The 16,142-nt window shown below is 40.4% G+C and carries 11 protein-coding genes; 5 read left to right on the top strand and 6 right to left on the bottom strand.

The window, feature by feature from the left end; all coding sequences use genetic code 11:
- Positions 1-155: 155 nt before the first annotated feature.
- The gene (locus JG479_RS14225) at positions 156-1,262 is read right to left on the bottom strand and encodes a DUF917 domain-containing protein (protein WP_200219540.1); all 1,107 of its coding nucleotides are present in this window, start codon (positions 1,260-1,262) and stop codon (positions 156-158) included.
- 74 nt (positions 1,263-1,336) lie between these two features.
- The gene (locus tag JG479_RS14220) at positions 1,337-3,478 is read right to left on the bottom strand and encodes a TonB-dependent receptor (RefSeq protein WP_200219539.1); all 2,142 of its coding nucleotides are present in this window, start codon (positions 3,476-3,478) and stop codon (positions 1,337-1,339) included.
- 195 nt (positions 3,479-3,673) lie between these two features.
- Between JG479_RS14220 and JG479_RS14215 the strand changes: the two genes are divergently transcribed.
- Complete coding sequence (locus JG479_RS14215; RefSeq protein WP_002957736.1) at positions 3,674-4,204, top strand: Lrp/AsnC family transcriptional regulator; 531 nt, start codon at positions 3,674-3,676, stop codon at positions 4,202-4,204.
- Between the two features lie 12 nt (positions 4,205-4,216).
- On the opposite strand, the gene JG479_RS14210 is transcribed toward JG479_RS14215, so the two are convergent.
- From JG479_RS14210 to JG479_RS14195, 4 genes are all read right to left on the bottom strand, one after another.
- The gene (locus tag JG479_RS14210) at positions 4,217-5,494 is read right to left on the bottom strand and encodes a purine-cytosine permease family protein (protein WP_200219538.1); all 1,278 of its coding nucleotides are present in this window, start codon (positions 5,492-5,494) and stop codon (positions 4,217-4,219) included.
- A 232-nt stretch (positions 5,495-5,726) separates the two neighbouring features.
- The gene (locus JG479_RS14205) at positions 5,727-6,926 is read right to left on the bottom strand and encodes an AGE family epimerase/isomerase (protein ID WP_200219537.1); all 1,200 of its coding nucleotides are present in this window, start codon (positions 6,924-6,926) and stop codon (positions 5,727-5,729) included.
- Positions 6,923-7,900 (bottom strand): carbohydrate kinase family protein, encoded by a 978-nt coding sequence (locus JG479_RS14200; RefSeq protein ID WP_200219536.1) that lies wholly within the window; start codon positions 7,898-7,900, stop codon positions 6,923-6,925. Before JG479_RS14200 ends, JG479_RS14205 begins: the two co-directional genes overlap by 4 nt.
- 16 nt (positions 7,901-7,916) lie before the next feature.
- Positions 7,917-9,218 (bottom strand): MGH1-like glycoside hydrolase domain-containing protein, encoded by a 1,302-nt coding sequence (locus tag JG479_RS14195; RefSeq protein WP_200219535.1) that lies wholly within the window; start codon positions 9,216-9,218, stop codon positions 7,917-7,919.
- A 196-nt stretch (positions 9,219-9,414) separates the two neighbouring features.
- Between JG479_RS14195 and JG479_RS14190 the strand changes: the two genes are divergently transcribed.
- The 4 genes from JG479_RS14190 to JG479_RS14175 all read left to right on the top strand — a co-directional run bounded on the left by JG479_RS14190 (position 9,415) and on the right by JG479_RS14175 (position 16,118).
- Positions 9,415-11,856 carry a TonB-dependent receptor gene (locus tag JG479_RS14190; RefSeq protein WP_200219534.1) on the top strand — a complete coding sequence of 814 codons (2,442 nt, stop codon included), beginning with the start codon at positions 9,415-9,417 and terminating at the stop codon, positions 11,854-11,856.
- Between the two features lie 197 nt (positions 11,857-12,053).
- Positions 12,054-13,634 (top strand): sodium:solute symporter, encoded by a 1,581-nt coding sequence (locus JG479_RS14185; RefSeq protein ID WP_033020476.1) that lies wholly within the window; start codon positions 12,054-12,056, stop codon positions 13,632-13,634.
- A 10-nt stretch (positions 13,635-13,644) separates the two neighbouring features.
- Positions 13,645-14,886 (top strand): glycerate kinase type-2 family protein, encoded by a 1,242-nt coding sequence (locus JG479_RS14180; RefSeq protein ID WP_138489680.1) that lies wholly within the window; start codon positions 13,645-13,647, stop codon positions 14,884-14,886.
- 74 nt (positions 14,887-14,960) lie between these two features.
- Entirely contained in the window at positions 14,961-16,118 is a 1,158-nt protein-coding gene (locus JG479_RS14175) for an ROK family transcriptional regulator (RefSeq protein ID WP_002957728.1), read from the top strand.
- The last annotated feature ends 24 nt before the right edge of the window (positions 16,119-16,142 follow it).

Below are 16,142 nucleotides of genomic sequence, written 5' to 3'. Positions count from 1 at the left end.
TTAAAGATTATTACCTATATAAGATTTTTATTATAGCTTTTTAACTTTGATTAAAAGAGTATTGCAGGTTGGAAGTGAGTTATTGATATAAAAGCTTAACGGGTTAAACGCTAACCACGTTAAGCTTTATAATAATTCAGGTTAGAGCTGAATAGTTAACTATTTATAGCAGGGCGATAATCACTCTTAACACCTGCGTAATTAGGGCCAAATATAGAAAGTCCTTTTGGTGTTGTAAATTCAACAGGTGCTGGCAAAATAACAACGGATACAGGCATACCTATTTCATAATTTGGGTTGGTGATTGGCGTACCCGCTTGTGTGTTTAGGCAACAAATTAAATCAGGGATGGTAACGTGTACTTCTTTATTTAAAAACGCAGCCATATTTTCGTTTTTAACCGTAATTTTATAACTGTTACCAGCAAACTCGCCAGTGCCAGCAAGCATAACTTCGCCTATGGTAAAGCCTTCAAGTGTTTTAAATTCAAACTCACTAACAATTCCTTCAAACGCGACAAATCCATTACCTTGCTCGGCAACTACATTAATAGTGTTTTCATTTGAGTTGTTGGCTTCACGCATGGCTCTTCCAAGCTTTAATGCTTTACTTATCGTGCCGTGAATAACCGCATCTTTCATCTGTTCAATAGGAAGAATATGATCAATGGCCGCGATGTCGTTACGGCTTATTTTGGCAAGGGCACGCACTACGGTTTCAGCGCGTAAGTCATCCATAACGTTTTCACAAATAAAGCATTCGCCAAATTCGTTTGCGGTAATAATTGGTGCTGCGGGTAAATTATTTAAATAATAGGTTGAGTGGGTAATTTCAGGAACTGCTCGTCCAGCAGGATCGGCATCAATAATATAGCCGTCAAACATAGCCGCTAAATAAAACGATACCGCAGTGTTAGCGCCACCTAGTTCGCAACAAATCGTTCCGTAAATGGACTCTTTATTCATGTACTCAAGGGCGCGATCGTAGGCCGCTAAAATAGAATGCTTACCTGTCCGTGGGAGATTAGCGTAAGCTCGCTCTTCCGTATCTGTTAGTGGCGAGATTGCCCCTAAAATATAAGGTGTGCATACAAGTTCGCCTGCGGGTACTTCATCTGCGCTAATAAGTTTAAACGTTTTACCTAGTGCAAGGGCTTCGTCAATGTAATTTATGCCTTCACTTAGCTCACCGCCACCACCGGTACCTAAAATGGCGCAGCCGTATAAAATATCAATTAGTTGTTCACGATTAAGAATTTGCATGTGTGTATCGCTATTGGTTATCTAAAAAAGAGGCTGCCTTAAGATTGTTTAAAGCAGCTATTTGAGAGTTGAAATTAAAAGTCGTAGCTTAGCTCTACGCCGTAACTACGTGGTTTATTAGGTTGGCGCGCAAGTTCAGTAATCCCATCGCCATATAAAAATATATCTTCAATGGCACGCTCATCAGTGAGGTTGTCTACGTAAACTTGCACTGTCCATTGCTCAGATTTAATGCCAATCCCGGCATTGAGGTAGGTGTAGCGTGATGACTCTACATCTGGAATATCAATGCTGAAGGTTTTAGGCCCTTCTATTAATACCTCAGCGCGGGAAAACAGTGACCACTGACCATTTAATTGCGTATTATGATTGGCCGATATGCTGTAGTTGTATTCAGGGACCCAAAACTGTGCTCTGCCAGTAAGCTCAGGGCGCAGTGCAAAGCTTTTTATTTCTGAATCAATAATACCGGCGCTTAGGTTTATGCTTAAATTGCTGGTGGCTGCATAGGCCGCTTCTAGCTCTAAGCCTTTGGTTTGCACTTCATCAATTGATAGATTTTCGAGGGTGTATGTATCTACATTAAATTGCGTAAATTGAGCATCGTCTTGGTCAATAATAAACGCAGCTCCATTAAGGGTTAATTTGCTATCAAACAAAGACGTTTTAAAACCCATTTCGTAGCTATCAGACACTTCTTGGTTAAAGGTACGGCTAATTCCTTCTGCAGGCTCATTAAAGCCGCCACTTCTAAATCCGTGCGAATAACCTGTATAAAGTAAAAAGTCATCCGTAACTTGGTATCCTAAAGTTACTTTTGGCTGTAGTTGGCTAAACGACTTTTTAGCGTAAGTATCTGTTTTATTAGTTGGGTCAAACGACTCGCGAGTATCGTGATCGTAACGTAGTGCGCCGGTTAGCTCTAACTGCGAGGTAATATCGTAGTTAAATTGCCCCGCAAGAGCCCACGCATCACTGCTGTTATTATCGATAATAGATAAGTAAGGTTCATCGTTTGCAAAGTCTTTACGGGTGAGTATTTGTGCATCCGTAAAGTCATCATAAAAAAGTACCGCAGTGTCTCGGTCGCGCTGTTGATAAAATGCCGACACAGACCATCTAAACTCCTGATCTGACTGAGATATAAAGCGAGACTCAACAGTTAACGATTCAATGTCGTATAATCCCTCAGTACCAAACGGTGCTCTAAAAAAACCGTCTTCGTCAATAAAGGTTGCATCAGCTGAGTAGTCGCCATCGTAAAAATGTTCATTTTCAGAATTGCTGTAAGCGGTAACAAATTCAAATTTCCCTAAATCGTAATGTTGCGTCAGCTTAGCGCTTAGCTCATATACATCACGCTCATCTTCGTTAATAATATTTTGTGAGGTATTAATAGAGAAGTCTTCAATGGTGTCATCGTTTACGCTTTGATAGTAAGCAAAACCTGCTTCGCTTGACGTGTATTTACCTTTAAGGTTTATTGATGTGTCTTCAGTCAATTCAAATTCTAATTGCGAAAATACAGATTGTTCTTTTAATGGATCGGCTTTATCACCCGTGTAAGTATTTTTAATAAGGCCATCGGTATCTTTTATATAACCACCGGCTCTAAAATAAGCCGTGTTTTCATCATTTAACGACCCTGACACAACTGCATTTAGGTTATATGTATTACCATTACCAATTGAGCCTTTAACTTTACCTTCAAAGTCTTCAATAGGTTTTTTTGTCGTAACAATGACCGCACCACCAATAGCGCCTCTACCGTATAACGCGCCCTGCGCGCCACGCATAACTTCAATGCGCTCAATATCTACTAAGTCTTGGTTAATAAACTCTAAATCGGGGGCGGTTACACCATCAACAACAAACGCCAGTGGCGGATCGCCTACTTGCGGTGTAATTAACCCTCGAATAGTTATGCGCGCAAGGCCGGGTCTAAAGTTATCAAGTTGCGATAGATTAGGCGTTAAATTAGCAACATCACGAAAGCTGGTAATACGAGATTTTTCAATCGTATCGGCGCTAAAGGCGGTAACAGAGTCTGGCACGTTTTGAATTGACTCAACACGTCCTCGAGAGATAACAGAAATTTTTTCGATAGTGTTGGCTGTATTATTTTGTTCTTGTGCATTAACGTGTGACAAGCACGATAAACTCACCGCCGATGCTAAAAGCGTTTTATGGAATTTTGTTCTATTGTATCTGCTCATGTTATATGTCCTAATGTCACGACTAAGGTAATGTTTTTAACGTACAAACATTGTCGCTTTTTCAGACAAAATAATATTTTGTAAAACCTCAAATGAGCACAAACATATTGTGAAAATACCTAACAGGCGCTAAGTTTTATGTACATTTTGACAATAGGTTTACAAAATTAATTATTTTTCAATGTGAAACCAGTTATGAAAAAAACGATAAAAATAGACAGATATAACCAAAAAATATTAGCAATAGTGCATCTTACTGCCGATCTCACTAATGTAGAGTTAGCAGAGCGAGTAAACCTTTCTCCCAGCGCTTGTTTTCAACGCGTTAAAGCATTAAAAGAAGCTGGGTATTTTCGTACATTTCATGCCGATATTAATCTTGAACAAATATGTGAGCATGTGTTTGCTTATATGGAATTTACTCTTGAGGACAATAATTTAGCTGCTAGGCGTAAATTTTTAGCTGAAATACACGATATCCCTGAAATAATGGATTGCATGCAGTTAAGTGGTGATATTGATTACATTTCGTTTTGTTGTTTTGCAGATATTCAGGCGCTTAACGCAATGTGCGATAAGTTAACGGGCAGTAGTAATTATACGATTAAAAAATTAACCACACGTATCGTGCTTGAGCGAGCCAAGTTCTTTTTAGGCTACCCGCTTGAAAAGCTAAGATGGCGAGACGAAATGAAAATAGAAGAAGACGAACAAGGCGCTGATTAGCGCCTTGATTAGTTATAAGTGCTTATTAACTGGTTTTGGTTTAATTACCTTTACAAAAAAAGTATAAATAATTGCGGTTAAAATAATAGCATCAATAACGGTAATGCCACTCAATGACACGTTAAATATTGCCCCATTACACACAGCAAATGCCGCACCTACAAACCAAGCTGTAAATGCAGGTATAGAAAAGCGCGCGTTATTGGTAAGCGTACTGGCGTTGTACGCATCAGGCTTTATAAATAATGCATCAACAATAATAACGCCTGCAACGGGCACAAAAATATCTGACAAAAATGCTAAAAAGCTAATAAACATATCTAAAATATTTATAAATGCCGCGCCAATTCCTACTAGCCCTAATAAAACAATAACCCACTTTTTATGCCAATGCGGAAAAGTTGCTTCTACACTGAGTGCGGTACTGTATAAGTTTAGTGAATTTAAAATCCAACTTCCTGCAATCACAATAAAAAAAGCCGAAAATCCTAGGTTGAGCGCAAGCATTAAACTGAGTATTTCGGTTTCTTGCATGGCGGCTGCTGCAAATACAGCTACAAAAATAACGAGCAGTTCAATAATCATATAAGCAATAAAAGAGGTGTATATGCCGCCACGTTTTTGTTTAGAAAAACGGGTTATATCGGGCAAGATAATTGCGCCAATAATAACGCCACCAACAATAGCGGCTACACCATCTTCAAGTGATAAGTCTGCCGACTTTTCTAAATTAATAAAATCAATAAATGGCATGTTATCTAATGCGCCAAATAGCATCATTGCGGTCACAACAGCTAAAATGGGAATCATAATAGAAGCCAGTACATTAATAGCTTTAAATCCGTATAATGTGGTTATGAGCATGGCGCAGCCAGCAGCTATATCAATTGGCCACTCAGGCATAGTAATATTAAATTCAGCGCTCAGTAGACGTACTACTGCATTCGAAAACAAGTCAATATTTACTCCAAACCAGCCAATTAATGACAAAGCAAAAGCTATATTTACAATGCCAGCACCTGCATTACCAAAGGCTATTTTCACTAACAGATAAGAGCTTAAGCGGCTTTTTACACCTATTGTGCCCATGGCACCGCCAATTACGGTTAAAATGATAGATCCAATGACTAACGCCCAAAGTGTATTACTCACACTTGAATTTTGATGAATTTCTAAGCCGGTTATAAATGTGGGTAATGAAAAGCTTAGCATTGCAGCAATTGCGGCAATACGTGGCCAAGCAACTTGTTCGCTTGTACATATGGCGTGGGGATCTTTCTCGTTGGGCATTACCTGTTCTCTTATTTTTATATCTTTAATATTACTATACGCTGCTGGCGTGCAAAATTTTCTATTATTGGTGTGGTATTCAAAAGATTAGGTTTAAAAAAATGGCTGTAAAAAAATATTATTTTGTTAAGTTGATAGCCCTTTTTGAGGTGAATTAAATCCAGCGCAAAAAAAACCGCCAAACTGGCGGTTAAAAGGTCTACACAACACTGTAAAAGTTATGACTACATAGTTACTTTAATAGCTCGATCACATCAAAACAGGCACCCATTGTATGGTAATCAGTTTTACCTATTGGGCTTTTCATCGTGTCTATTTTTTTATTGTCAGCGGTTAAAATTCTAAACCAGGCTCCGTATTTATGATCAACTAAATGCTGCCACGAATACTGCCAAATTTTGTCATACCATTGCTGATATTTTTCATCCCCTGTTGCTTGATAAAGATACGCTGCACAACACAGAGTTTCGGCTTGCACCCAAAAGTACTTATCGTCATCGCAAATAGTTTTATCAGGAGCAAAGCCGTAGCAAATACCGCCGTGTTTTTTATCCCATGCTACATTTATTGAGTTATCAAATAAGGCTTGAGCGCGTTCAATAAGCCATTTTTGTGGCTTATGCTTATTTAAAAACATAAGCAGTTTTGACCACTCTGTTTGATGGCCAGGTTGAAAGCCCCACGGACGAAATAAATTTTTAGGATCGTCTTTGTTGTACTCTAAATCGACCTGCCAATTTATATCGTAATGCTCCCAGATTAATCCGCCCATTAAATTAGCTTGGCGGTTAACCATGTTGTCGGCAAGTGTGAGCGCACGGTTTAAAAATATTTCGTCTTTTGTGGCTTCATAGGCGGCAATAAGTGCTTCACAAGTATGCATGTTGGCATTTTGGCCGCGGTATGAATCACATTTTGTGAAGTCGCTGTTATGTTGATCTTTATATAAACCGGCTTTTGCATCCCAAAAATGTGTTTCCATTGTTTGAAATGTATCGTTGAGGTATTCGCGCGCCTCAGTAACACCTGCGCGATATGCCCAGCTGTACGCTAAAATAACAAATGCAAAGCCATAGCAATGATTGGTGTTATCAAGCACGGTGGCTTGGCCGTTTTCAACTTTTAATAACCAGTTGTAGCCACCTGTTTGCTCAACAAGGTGATGCTTACGAATAAACTCAATCCCCGATTTAACACGGTTTAGGTACTTTTCGTCACTAAAGGTTTGGTGCGCGCGTGCATAGTTAAATACAAAACGAGTAGAGCTTACTAAGTGGCGCGTGTGTTTATCAAATACCTCGCCGTTATCAGAAAAGTTTTGGTAAAAACCACCGTGTTCATCGTCAATATTTGGCTCATAAAACGCTAACGTGTCGCTAATGTGCTGCGTTAAAAATTCACGGCTTTTAAAGTTATCAGGTGTGCTTTTCATAGTTCGCTCCTAAAATCGTGTAGAGACTTTTGGTTAGGTAGGGAGTTAAATGCCCCTTTGTAAGATGCGGCATGGGCACCACATAACGAAGCAAATTCAAAAATAGTTGTTAGTATTTCAGGCGTGTTGCAAAGCTCGCTAAAAGAGCTGGGTGTCAGGTTTTGTAAGCCTAGTTGATATAGCAGTCCACCTACAAACGCATCTCCTGCAGCGGTGGCATCAACCATAGTAACCTTTTTAGGGTGAAGCGTTTGCTTGGCATTTTTTGTATACCAATGCATAGGGTTGCCTGCATCGGTAACTACAAATAGCTCACAACCGTTATTAAGTGTTTGGGCAATAAACTCATCGCTCGATTGCTCACCCGCTAAGTATTCAAGCTCTTCTTTTGAGGCTTTAATAATTGAGCAGTCTTTTAATAACGGTAAAATATGCTCGCGAGGGTTGGCATCGCTTGGCCATAAATTGAGGCGCAAGTTAATATCAAAGCTCACAATTGAGTTATTTTGTTTTGCAAATTTAACACCGTAAGCGGTGGTGTTTCTGATGTTTTTGTCGGTTAATGTGTTTGAGCAAATATGAAAAATATCGCATTGCTCAAACCATTCGCGACTAAAGTCATCGTTACTAAAGTGCAAATCGGCAGTGTTATCACGGTAAAACTCAAACGTGCGATCGCCATCGTTATCGAGTGATACAAACGCGAGAGCTGTTTTTGCTTGGTTGGTAAAACGCATAAAGTCGGTTTTTACACCCTGCTCTTTTAATGCAGTATGTAAAAAGTCGCCAAAGCTATCAGTGCTTAGCATTCCTGCAAAGTAGGCATTACCGCCTAGCTTTGCAATGGCTACGCTTACGTTTGCAGGCGCACCGCCTGCAAACTTGGTAAACGCTTCGTGTTCGTTGCTGTTTTGGCTTAATTTATTTGAAAGTAAATCAACCAGTACTTCACCAAAGCATATTGTGTGTTTCATGATCTTGCCTTAGTTATTAGTCAAGTAGCCAATGTAATGCTATTGCCGCTGTCCACGAGAAATCTTTACCACCACAGCCTGCACCTGTTTCTGGGTTAAAATATTCGTAGTAGCCTGACTTAACAACTAGGTTGCGAGTGTCATCTTGAATTTTGTCAGCCGTTGTTGCAAAGCCTGCTTCTTTAAGGCCTATGGCTATCATCCAGTTGATGTGTAACCAAATCGGGCCACGCCAGTAGCGTTGTGGCTCGTATTTTTCCTCTTTAGGGTGAGTAGATGCCACACTAAACTGGCTCGACTCAATAAAATCTTCGGTGGCTGTATTAATTATTTTAGTTTGCTCATCGCTTGTTAAACCTGCATATACAGTTAAGAGCGCGGCTGATGTTTTAACTTTAGCCAAGCTGTTAGTTAATACATCTCTGCAATAAAAGTACTGGCTTTGTTCACACCATAAAGTATTTATGGCTTGCTCTGTTATTTGTAAACGCTGTGCTAAGTAATCAGTGCGAGCATCGTTTAAGCCAAGTTGTTCACCCATTTTGAGTAAATCTTTGGTTGCACGGTGTAAAATAGCAATAATACCTAGGTCATTCATTTTGTACGGACAGGTTTCGTAAATTACTTTACTGTCAAAGTTGTTACGTTTAAAAAAGTCTACAAGGTATAAAAAGCGGTCGTATTCACTTTTATGTGGACGCTGAGAAGAATCTACATGACTTGTATCACGGCGCGTATATTCCCAATCCACACATGGCACAGCATGAAGAGCGTCATCCCACGATGGGCTGTTATCCATGCCCGATTCCCACGGGTGGTAGGTTACTACTAAGCCTGTTTTTTCAGGATCTCGGTCGTTGTACCACCATAAATGATAATCAACTACTTGTGAAAATAACGCTTTAACTTTTTGTTCTGCAAGTGCTTTATCTTTCGCACTGGCAAGCATTTCTTTCATTACAGTGGCGACTACTGGCGGCTGTGAAATAGACGTACTTTTAATTTTTTTATCCGAACCCCATACGTCAGGGCCAGGGAAATAAGTATCAGAATCTTTATGAAACAAGATGTGCGGCACCATGCCATCATCCCATTGGCCTGAAAATAACACATCAATTTCTTGCCATGCGCGGCTTTCGTCTGATTTCATCCAGCCTAGCGCTGTAATGGCTGAATCCCAGTTCCACTGAAACGGGTATAGGCCATGTGTTGGTACTGTATAGCCACCTAAGTCGTTTGCTATAAGTGTTTTAGTAGCAAGGTCTGCAAGCGATGAAGCCGTTGCTGAGTCAATTTTACCGCTGTTTATAGTAGTCATATTGGGTGCTCTTTGTGTGTTATTTCCGATTTGGATAATATTAAAGCACTCATTATGGGTTGTAAATGTTTTTTTTCTGTGCTTAAATCCTGTTCGAAGTAACAAAAAACTAACATGTTTACTTGATTATTTCGGCTTTGCTTAGCCACACTCTAAGTAAATACACACAGACAACTAGCACAATTGGAGAATACCCGTGAATAAAACAACGATCGCCTCTATTGTATCTTTATGCCTTGCACAGGGCGCTTATGCAGCAGAAGAAGCTGCACCAGATACAGCAAAAAAAGCTAACAACGTTGAGCGTATTATCGTCTCTGGTACCAGTAAAGGGCGTGTTATTTCAGACACTCCACAATCAGTAACATCTATTAGTGAAGACGAGCTGGTAAAGCTGTCTTCAAGTAGCCAAGCGGATGTGCTTCGCTATATTCCGGGTATTAAAGTAGAAGGCGGTGGCGGTGAAGTCGCTACTAACCTACAAGTAAGAGGCTTACCTTCATCGGGTCAGTTTCAGTTTACGCCACTGTCGTACGACGGTTCACCTAGTTTGAGTGTTTTTGGTTTAAACTCATCGGCGTTTGATGTGTATTACCGTAATGATTTGGGTATTGAGCGCGTAGAGTTTGTGCGTGGTGGTGTATCTAATTTATTTGGCCAAGGTTCTGTGGCCGGCATTATTAACTATATTTCTAAAACGGGCAGTGATGATCCGCAAAGTACCGTACAAATGGAGCTTTCTGACCAAGGGCGTACTCGCTTAGATTTTGCAACGAGCGGTCCACTTAACGAAGACGGCTTATATTATGCGCTTTCTGGTTTTTACCGTTACGACGAGGGCCCTTTAGATACAGGCCTTGAGACTAAAGGTACACAGTTGCGTGGTAATATTCGTAAAGAATTTGATGATGGCTCTGGCTCATTTACTGTTTACGGACAGTACATTGACGACCAAGCTCAGTTTTACTTACCTATTCCACTTGATGGCGACAGCCGCAAGCGCTTAATTGGTAATGATGGTCGTGAAGTCGAATCACTGCAAACGGCGCAAGTATCTAACTTAACGTACGATACAGCAAATGGTCGTTATGAATCGCCAATCAGTGATGGTGTAGTTACTAAAGGTGGTTCTATTTCAGTGGTGTTTGAAAAAGAACTCGCTAACGATTTTGCCATTAATATGCGCAGTAAATACGCTAAATACCAACACGAATTTAATCTATTTTTAGACGGCGACGGTATTATTAATGTACCTGAAAGCCAAGACGACTTTTTAGCTAACAGAGGGCTAGGTGATGCAAGCGGTGCTGAGTTTTCTTATGTTAATTCAGGTGTCGCACTTGCAAGCGATGACTTACTATTTGCTAACCGTATTTTAGACCGCGACCGCCCAGCTGAAGATTTTTCTGCAGAATTTAATATCATCAAAAGTATTTTTGTAGGTGATTTTAGCCATGATATTACAGTCGGTACATTTTTCTCGCACAGTGAAGCCGACGACGATAACGTTATTACAACTTATTTAGGTGAGTTTAATAACAACCCTCGCTTAATCGACTTAACGTATACCGATGTTAATGGCGATGAGGTTCAGTACACTCAAAATGGTATTAGTGGCCCAGGCATTTCTTATACTAACCAAACCATTAGCGCTACCCGCAGAGCATTGTACGTAGCGGATCAAATGGAAAGCGACGATTGGATTTTTGACTTTGGTGTTCGCTACGAAGAAATTGAAGGAAAAATTAGTCGCGAAGGCAGCCAAGTAGTTCAGATTTCAGATGATCCAACGCTTGCACCTAACTTACAAGTTAACACTACGGGCAGTGGTGTAATGACTTACGGCGAAGTCGACACGTCTGAATTTGCTGTATCAGGGGCGGCGTTATATCGCTTAACTGATAATTTAAATGTATATGCCAATGCATCTCGCGGGTTTTTCTTCCCAGAAATTAGAGGTATTCAGTTTAATGATTTAGGCGAGCCTGCCAGCTACGAAGCCGAAATTGTTGAGCAAGGCGAGCTAGGTGTTAAGTTTTTTGATAACGACTTTAGCGGCAGCATTGCGTTATTTAGAACTGACTTAAAAGACAGACGCAGCGTAGACTTTGTAAATGATGGTAATGGGGGCGTATTAGAGCTGCCAGTTATGCAATCAACTAAAGCAACGGGTGTTGAGCTTACCGGTCGTTACGATATTACCGATGAGTGGGCTGTTGATGCCAACATGACCTATACCGATCACGAATTTACTGAATTTGACTCAGACCCTTCTATTATTGGTAACGAATTACGTCGTAAACCAAAAATATTATTTAACTCATCTATTAGCTACACCTCAGATAACTGGGATGCATCGATTTACCATAACTTTACAGGTAAAAACTTTGCTAATGATGCAAACTCTGTGGAACTTGATTCATTCCACTTATTTAGATTTGATGCAGGCTATAACTGGCAAGTTGCACCAGAGCAAACAGTACGCTTAAGCGTTGGGGTATTTAACCTGTTTGATTCTGACGGTGTTACTGAAGGTTCGCCTCGTCTAGGTAACAGCCAAACGGCAGATAACCCATACTTTGTAGGTCGCCCAATTCTCCCACGACGCGTTACTTTAAGAGTTAAATACGACTTTTAAATAAATGCTTTATGCCTATTAACTCACTTTGGGGTTAATAGGCTTTTTGCATTGTGATGCATTTTTCAGCTAAGTTAGCTACAGGTTTATCTTTTTGACTAGGCTCGTTTATTCAAAAAGGTAAGGGCAGGTAGCCGTTTGGTATTTTAATTTTGAAAAGGCGCAGTGTTTTCATATTGTGAATACGCGAATAAATTATGAATATATTAGATTTTTCAATAGTTGCTCTTTATCTTGGTGCCTTATTGGTAATGGGATTTATGCTACGCGAACAAACCAATAAAAGTGATTACTTTTTAGGGGGTAAAAGCTTAGGTTGGAAACCTTTGGCTTTGTCGGTAATGGCCACTCAACTTTCGGCTATTAGCTTTATTTCGGCTCCTGCATTTGTTGGTTTGCGTGAAGGCGGTGGTATGCAATGGCTCTCGTATGAGTTGGGTGTTCCGCTGGCGATGATTTTAATTTTAGCGACTATTTTACCCAAGCTTTATAAAAGCGGCATTGTCAGTATTTACGATTATCTAGAAATGCGCTTTGGCCGCTCAACCCGTGTGCTTATTAGTGTGGTGTTTCAATTTAGCCGTGCGTTTGCCACCGGCATTATGATTTACGCGGTATCGCTTATATTACAAGGCACCATGGGAATAGAAGCATGGCAAGCTATTGTACTAACGGGTGTTATAACCGTTTTGTATTCATTGCAAGGCGGGATGAAAGCTGTAGTGTACGGTGATGCAATTCAAATGATCATCATTGTACTGGGTACTATTGCTTGTATTGGGTTTGGACTATATCACTTAGGTGGGGTTGATACCTTTATTGCCAATGTTGACTCGAGCCGATTAGAAGCGATTAAGTTTGATTCATTTGGTTTTAGTGGTGATGGCTTTGGCTTTTTACCGATGATTTTTGGTGGTGTGGTACTTTACGCCTCTTACTACGGATGTGACCAAACGCAAGCGCAGCGTGCGCTCAGTGCAAAAGATCCTAAAAATCTACGCTACATGATTTTAGCAAATGGTGTAGTGCGCTTCCCTATTACTATTTTATATTGTGTGTCGGGTTTAATCGTTGGCACACTGGCAATGAGTAACCCTGAATTTTTAGCAAAAATTCCAGCAGATAACCCTGATTGGATGATGCCTATATTTATTTTAGATTACCTACCGCACGGCTTAATTGGTTTGTTAGTTGTCGCTATTTTGTCGGCAGCGATGTCGTCACTTAGCTCTGCAATTAATTCACTTTCGGCGGTAAGTATTGAAGATTACAGCCGTATTTCAAATAAAGAGCTAGACCAACCATCTTACTTAAAGTTAGCTAAATACTTAGGTTTAGCATGGGGCGCAATTACCTTAGTACTATCACTTTTTGCCGGTGACATTGCGCCGACCATTATTGAAGCTATTAACAAAGTCGGCTCGTTATTTTATGGCCCAATATTGGCGGTATTTTTAGTTGCTGTATTAAGTAAACGCAGTGCTGCATTGCATGCCAATATTGGCTTAATTAGTGGTGTATTAATTAATTTGTTGGTGTCGGTATTTGCGCCAGATGTTTTTTGGTTTTGGTGGAATTTTATCGGTTTTGTAAGCGCTGCGGTGATTATTTATGTTACGAGTCGTTTAATTCCAAGAGAGGTAAACGAAGTCACAAAAGTACAAAATGCCGAGACCGTATCAAACTCAATTTTAACTGGCAAAGATATCGTTATGCTACTTAGCATGTTTATTGTGATGATATTAATTTGTTTAGCTATTCCTTCAATTTTTTCGTGAGCTGTGACTAATGGATTCTAAAAAGTCGTTTTTAATTGATTTATTTACCACTGCGGTAAATGCCTGTAAACCAAGTGCTTGCATGAGTAAGTATTTAGAAAATATAGATGCAAGCAAAGGTTTGTGTGTAGTAGGGGCGGGTAAAGCCGCCGCTGAAATGGCCGCCGAAGTTAATCGCTTTTATGGTGATAAATGTTTTGGCGCAGTGGTAACGCGTTATGGCTACGAAAGTAGCGGTGATACTGGGCGAATTAAAGTGCTTAGTGCAAACCACCCAACACCAGACGATAACAGCTTAGCCGCTGGCAAAGAGTTATTAGAACTTGTAAAAAATAATCCGGCTGATATTCCTATTTTGTTTATTATTTCGGGGGGCGGTTCGTCGTTGATGTGCCTACCTGTTGATGATGTGCCTTTTTCACAAAAGCAAAAGCTTAATCAGTTTTTACTTAGAAGTGGTGCAAGCGTTGATGAAATAAATGTAGTGCGTAAGCAGTTGTCACTTGTTAAAGGCGGTAAGTTAGCGCAGGCCGCTAAGTCGGATTACGTTACGCTCATTATTTCAGATGTAGTAGGGGACAAACCAAGTGATATAGCATCAGGCCCTACTATTAGCGATGGCAGTACTAAAGCCGATGCACTGGCTATTTTACAAAAGTACAATTGGCCGGTAATTGCAGAGGTTGAAGCGCATTTATTAAAACCAGAGCAAGAACGAGTTGCTGACACCGTGGGTGAGTACTTTATTGTTGCAAATGCACAGCATGCTATTGATAGCGCTATAAGTGTTGCACAGCACGAAGGCTGGGAAACCCAGGTACTAGGGTATGATATTCAAGGCGAGGCTAAAGAGGTTGCAAAGCAACATGCGGCTATCGCTCTTGATCAAAAATCCCAAGGCAAGCGCGTTATGTTGTTCTCTGGTGGCGAGCTTACCGTAACCGTTGCTGATATTTATGGCGATGGCGGGCCCAATCAAGAATACTTAATGGCGTTGGCTGAGGCACTTAATGGCGAAGCGGGTATTTACGCACTTGCTTGTGATACCGATGGTGTAGATGGTAGTAAAGATGTAGCGGGTGCGTATATAAATAACAGTACGATTGCTCGCGCACAAGATGCTGGCGAAAACTTACATGCACAGTTAGAAGGTCATAATAGCCATCAGTTTTTTAAAGCTATTGATGATTTAATTATTACTGGGCCAACTAACACAAATGTGAACGATTTTAGAGTGATAGTGATTGAGTAGGCGCAGTTTGCCCACTTGTTCTTTATAATGGTTTCACGTAATCTTGTGCTCCAATTTTGTTAGGGTTAATACCTATGTTTTCGTTAAACAACAGTAACTTATTACGCTCTGGTTTTGAGCTTGGAAAAGGCGAAAAGCTATTTCAAGATATTGAGCGCGATATTATAAAAGTGGTGTTTTGGGAAAAGTGCGTAACTCAAAGTCATATTGTGAGCGCAACTCGTATTCCACAGCAAACTGTGTCGCGTTTACTTAAGTCGTTAACCCAACACGGTGTAATTGTACAAACTGATACGCTAATTCCTAATAAAAAAGGCAAACCTGGATTTGGCATTGCCCTTAATCCCGATTACGGATTTACCTTTGGCTTAGCTATTTTGCTTGATGCTATTTCGCTTGCCGTAATGGATTTTACGGGAAAGGTGGTTTATACCCATATGCAGCTAATGTCGGATATGAGCATTAATAATGTGCTTAAATGTGCACAAAAGCTGGTAGAAGATATAAGCGCTGAGCGTGACATTCCAAGTGAAAAAGTACTGGGAATGGGTGTGGGTATCTCTGGCTTTTTTAGCTCAATGGATGGGAAAATGAATACCCACCATATGCTAGAAGAGTGGTCGCAGGTTGATATTATCGATATTGTGTCGCAGCATTTTCAACTCCCTACTTGGGTTGTTAACGATGCTACAGGCGCAGCCGCAGGTGAGGGTGTTGCTGGTATTGGACGCGAGTATAAAAACTTTGTTTATATGTTTGTGTCGGCCGCATTTGGTGGCGGTATTGTAAATAATGGCGACGTACTGCGCGGTACATACGGAAATGCAGGTGAGCTTGGCGACATGCTACCGCCTAAATTATATGCCCACCCCAATCTTGAATTACTAAAACGTATTTTGAAAAAAAATGGCGTAGCGGTTACTTCTATTTACGACCTGCATGACAACTTTGACCCCGATTGGCCAGGTGTTGAAGAATGGCTGTTTAAAGTTCAAGACTCATTTGATTTAGTAGCAACCTGTTGCTCTGCATTATTAGATGCTGAAGCGATTATTATTGGTGGCCATATTCCAAAAGAGTTGGCTGAAAAAGTTATTGCACGAACTGAGGTTTATGCACAATTTAGACGTGGCGCTAAACGCCCTATGCCAAAGCTGGTGGTATCTAATATTGATAATTTTCCGGTATCAATTGGCGCAGCCACATTGCCATTTAGAGAGTTGTGTTTGTAGCTTAATACCAATCCGCAATAATAC

Source organism: Pseudoalteromonas sp. LC2018020214, from assembly GCF_016598755.1.
In the GTDB taxonomy this organism is placed as follows: Bacteria; Pseudomonadota; Gammaproteobacteria; order Enterobacterales; family Alteromonadaceae; genus Pseudoalteromonas; species Pseudoalteromonas distincta.
This window is presented reverse-complemented; position numbering and strand designations above follow the sequence as displayed.

What these genes read in the sequence shown, in the direction of transcription:
- JG479_RS14225 (WP_200219540.1), bottom strand. Translation starts at nt 1,262, where the DNA reads ATGCAAATTCTTAATCGTGAACAACTAATTGATATTTTATACGGCTGC.
- JG479_RS14220 (WP_200219539.1), bottom strand. Translation starts at nt 3,478, where the DNA reads ATGAGCAGATACAATAGAACAAAATTCCATAAAACGCTTTTAGCATCG.
- JG479_RS14215 (WP_002957736.1), top strand. Translation starts at nt 3,674, where the DNA reads ATGAAAAAAACGATAAAAATAGACAGATATAACCAAAAAATATTAGCA.
- JG479_RS14210 (WP_200219538.1), bottom strand. Translation starts at nt 5,494, where the DNA reads ATGCCCAACGAGAAAGATCCCCACGCCATATGTACAAGCGAACAAGTT.
- JG479_RS14205 (WP_200219537.1), bottom strand. Translation starts at nt 6,926, where the DNA reads ATGAAAAGCACACCTGATAACTTTAAAAGCCGTGAATTTTTAACGCAG.
- JG479_RS14200 (WP_200219536.1), bottom strand. Translation starts at nt 7,900, where the DNA reads ATGAAACACACAATATGCTTTGGTGAAGTACTGGTTGATTTACTTTCA.
- JG479_RS14195 (WP_200219535.1), bottom strand. Translation starts at nt 9,218, where the DNA reads ATGACTACTATAAACAGCGGTAAAATTGACTCAGCAACGGCTTCATCG.
- JG479_RS14185 (WP_033020476.1), top strand. Translation starts at nt 12,054, where the DNA reads ATGAATATATTAGATTTTTCAATAGTTGCTCTTTATCTTGGTGCCTTA.
- JG479_RS14180 (WP_138489680.1), top strand. Translation starts at nt 13,645, where the DNA reads ATGGATTCTAAAAAGTCGTTTTTAATTGATTTATTTACCACTGCGGTA.
- JG479_RS14175 (WP_002957728.1), top strand. Translation starts at nt 14,961, where the DNA reads ATGTTTTCGTTAAACAACAGTAACTTATTACGCTCTGGTTTTGAGCTT.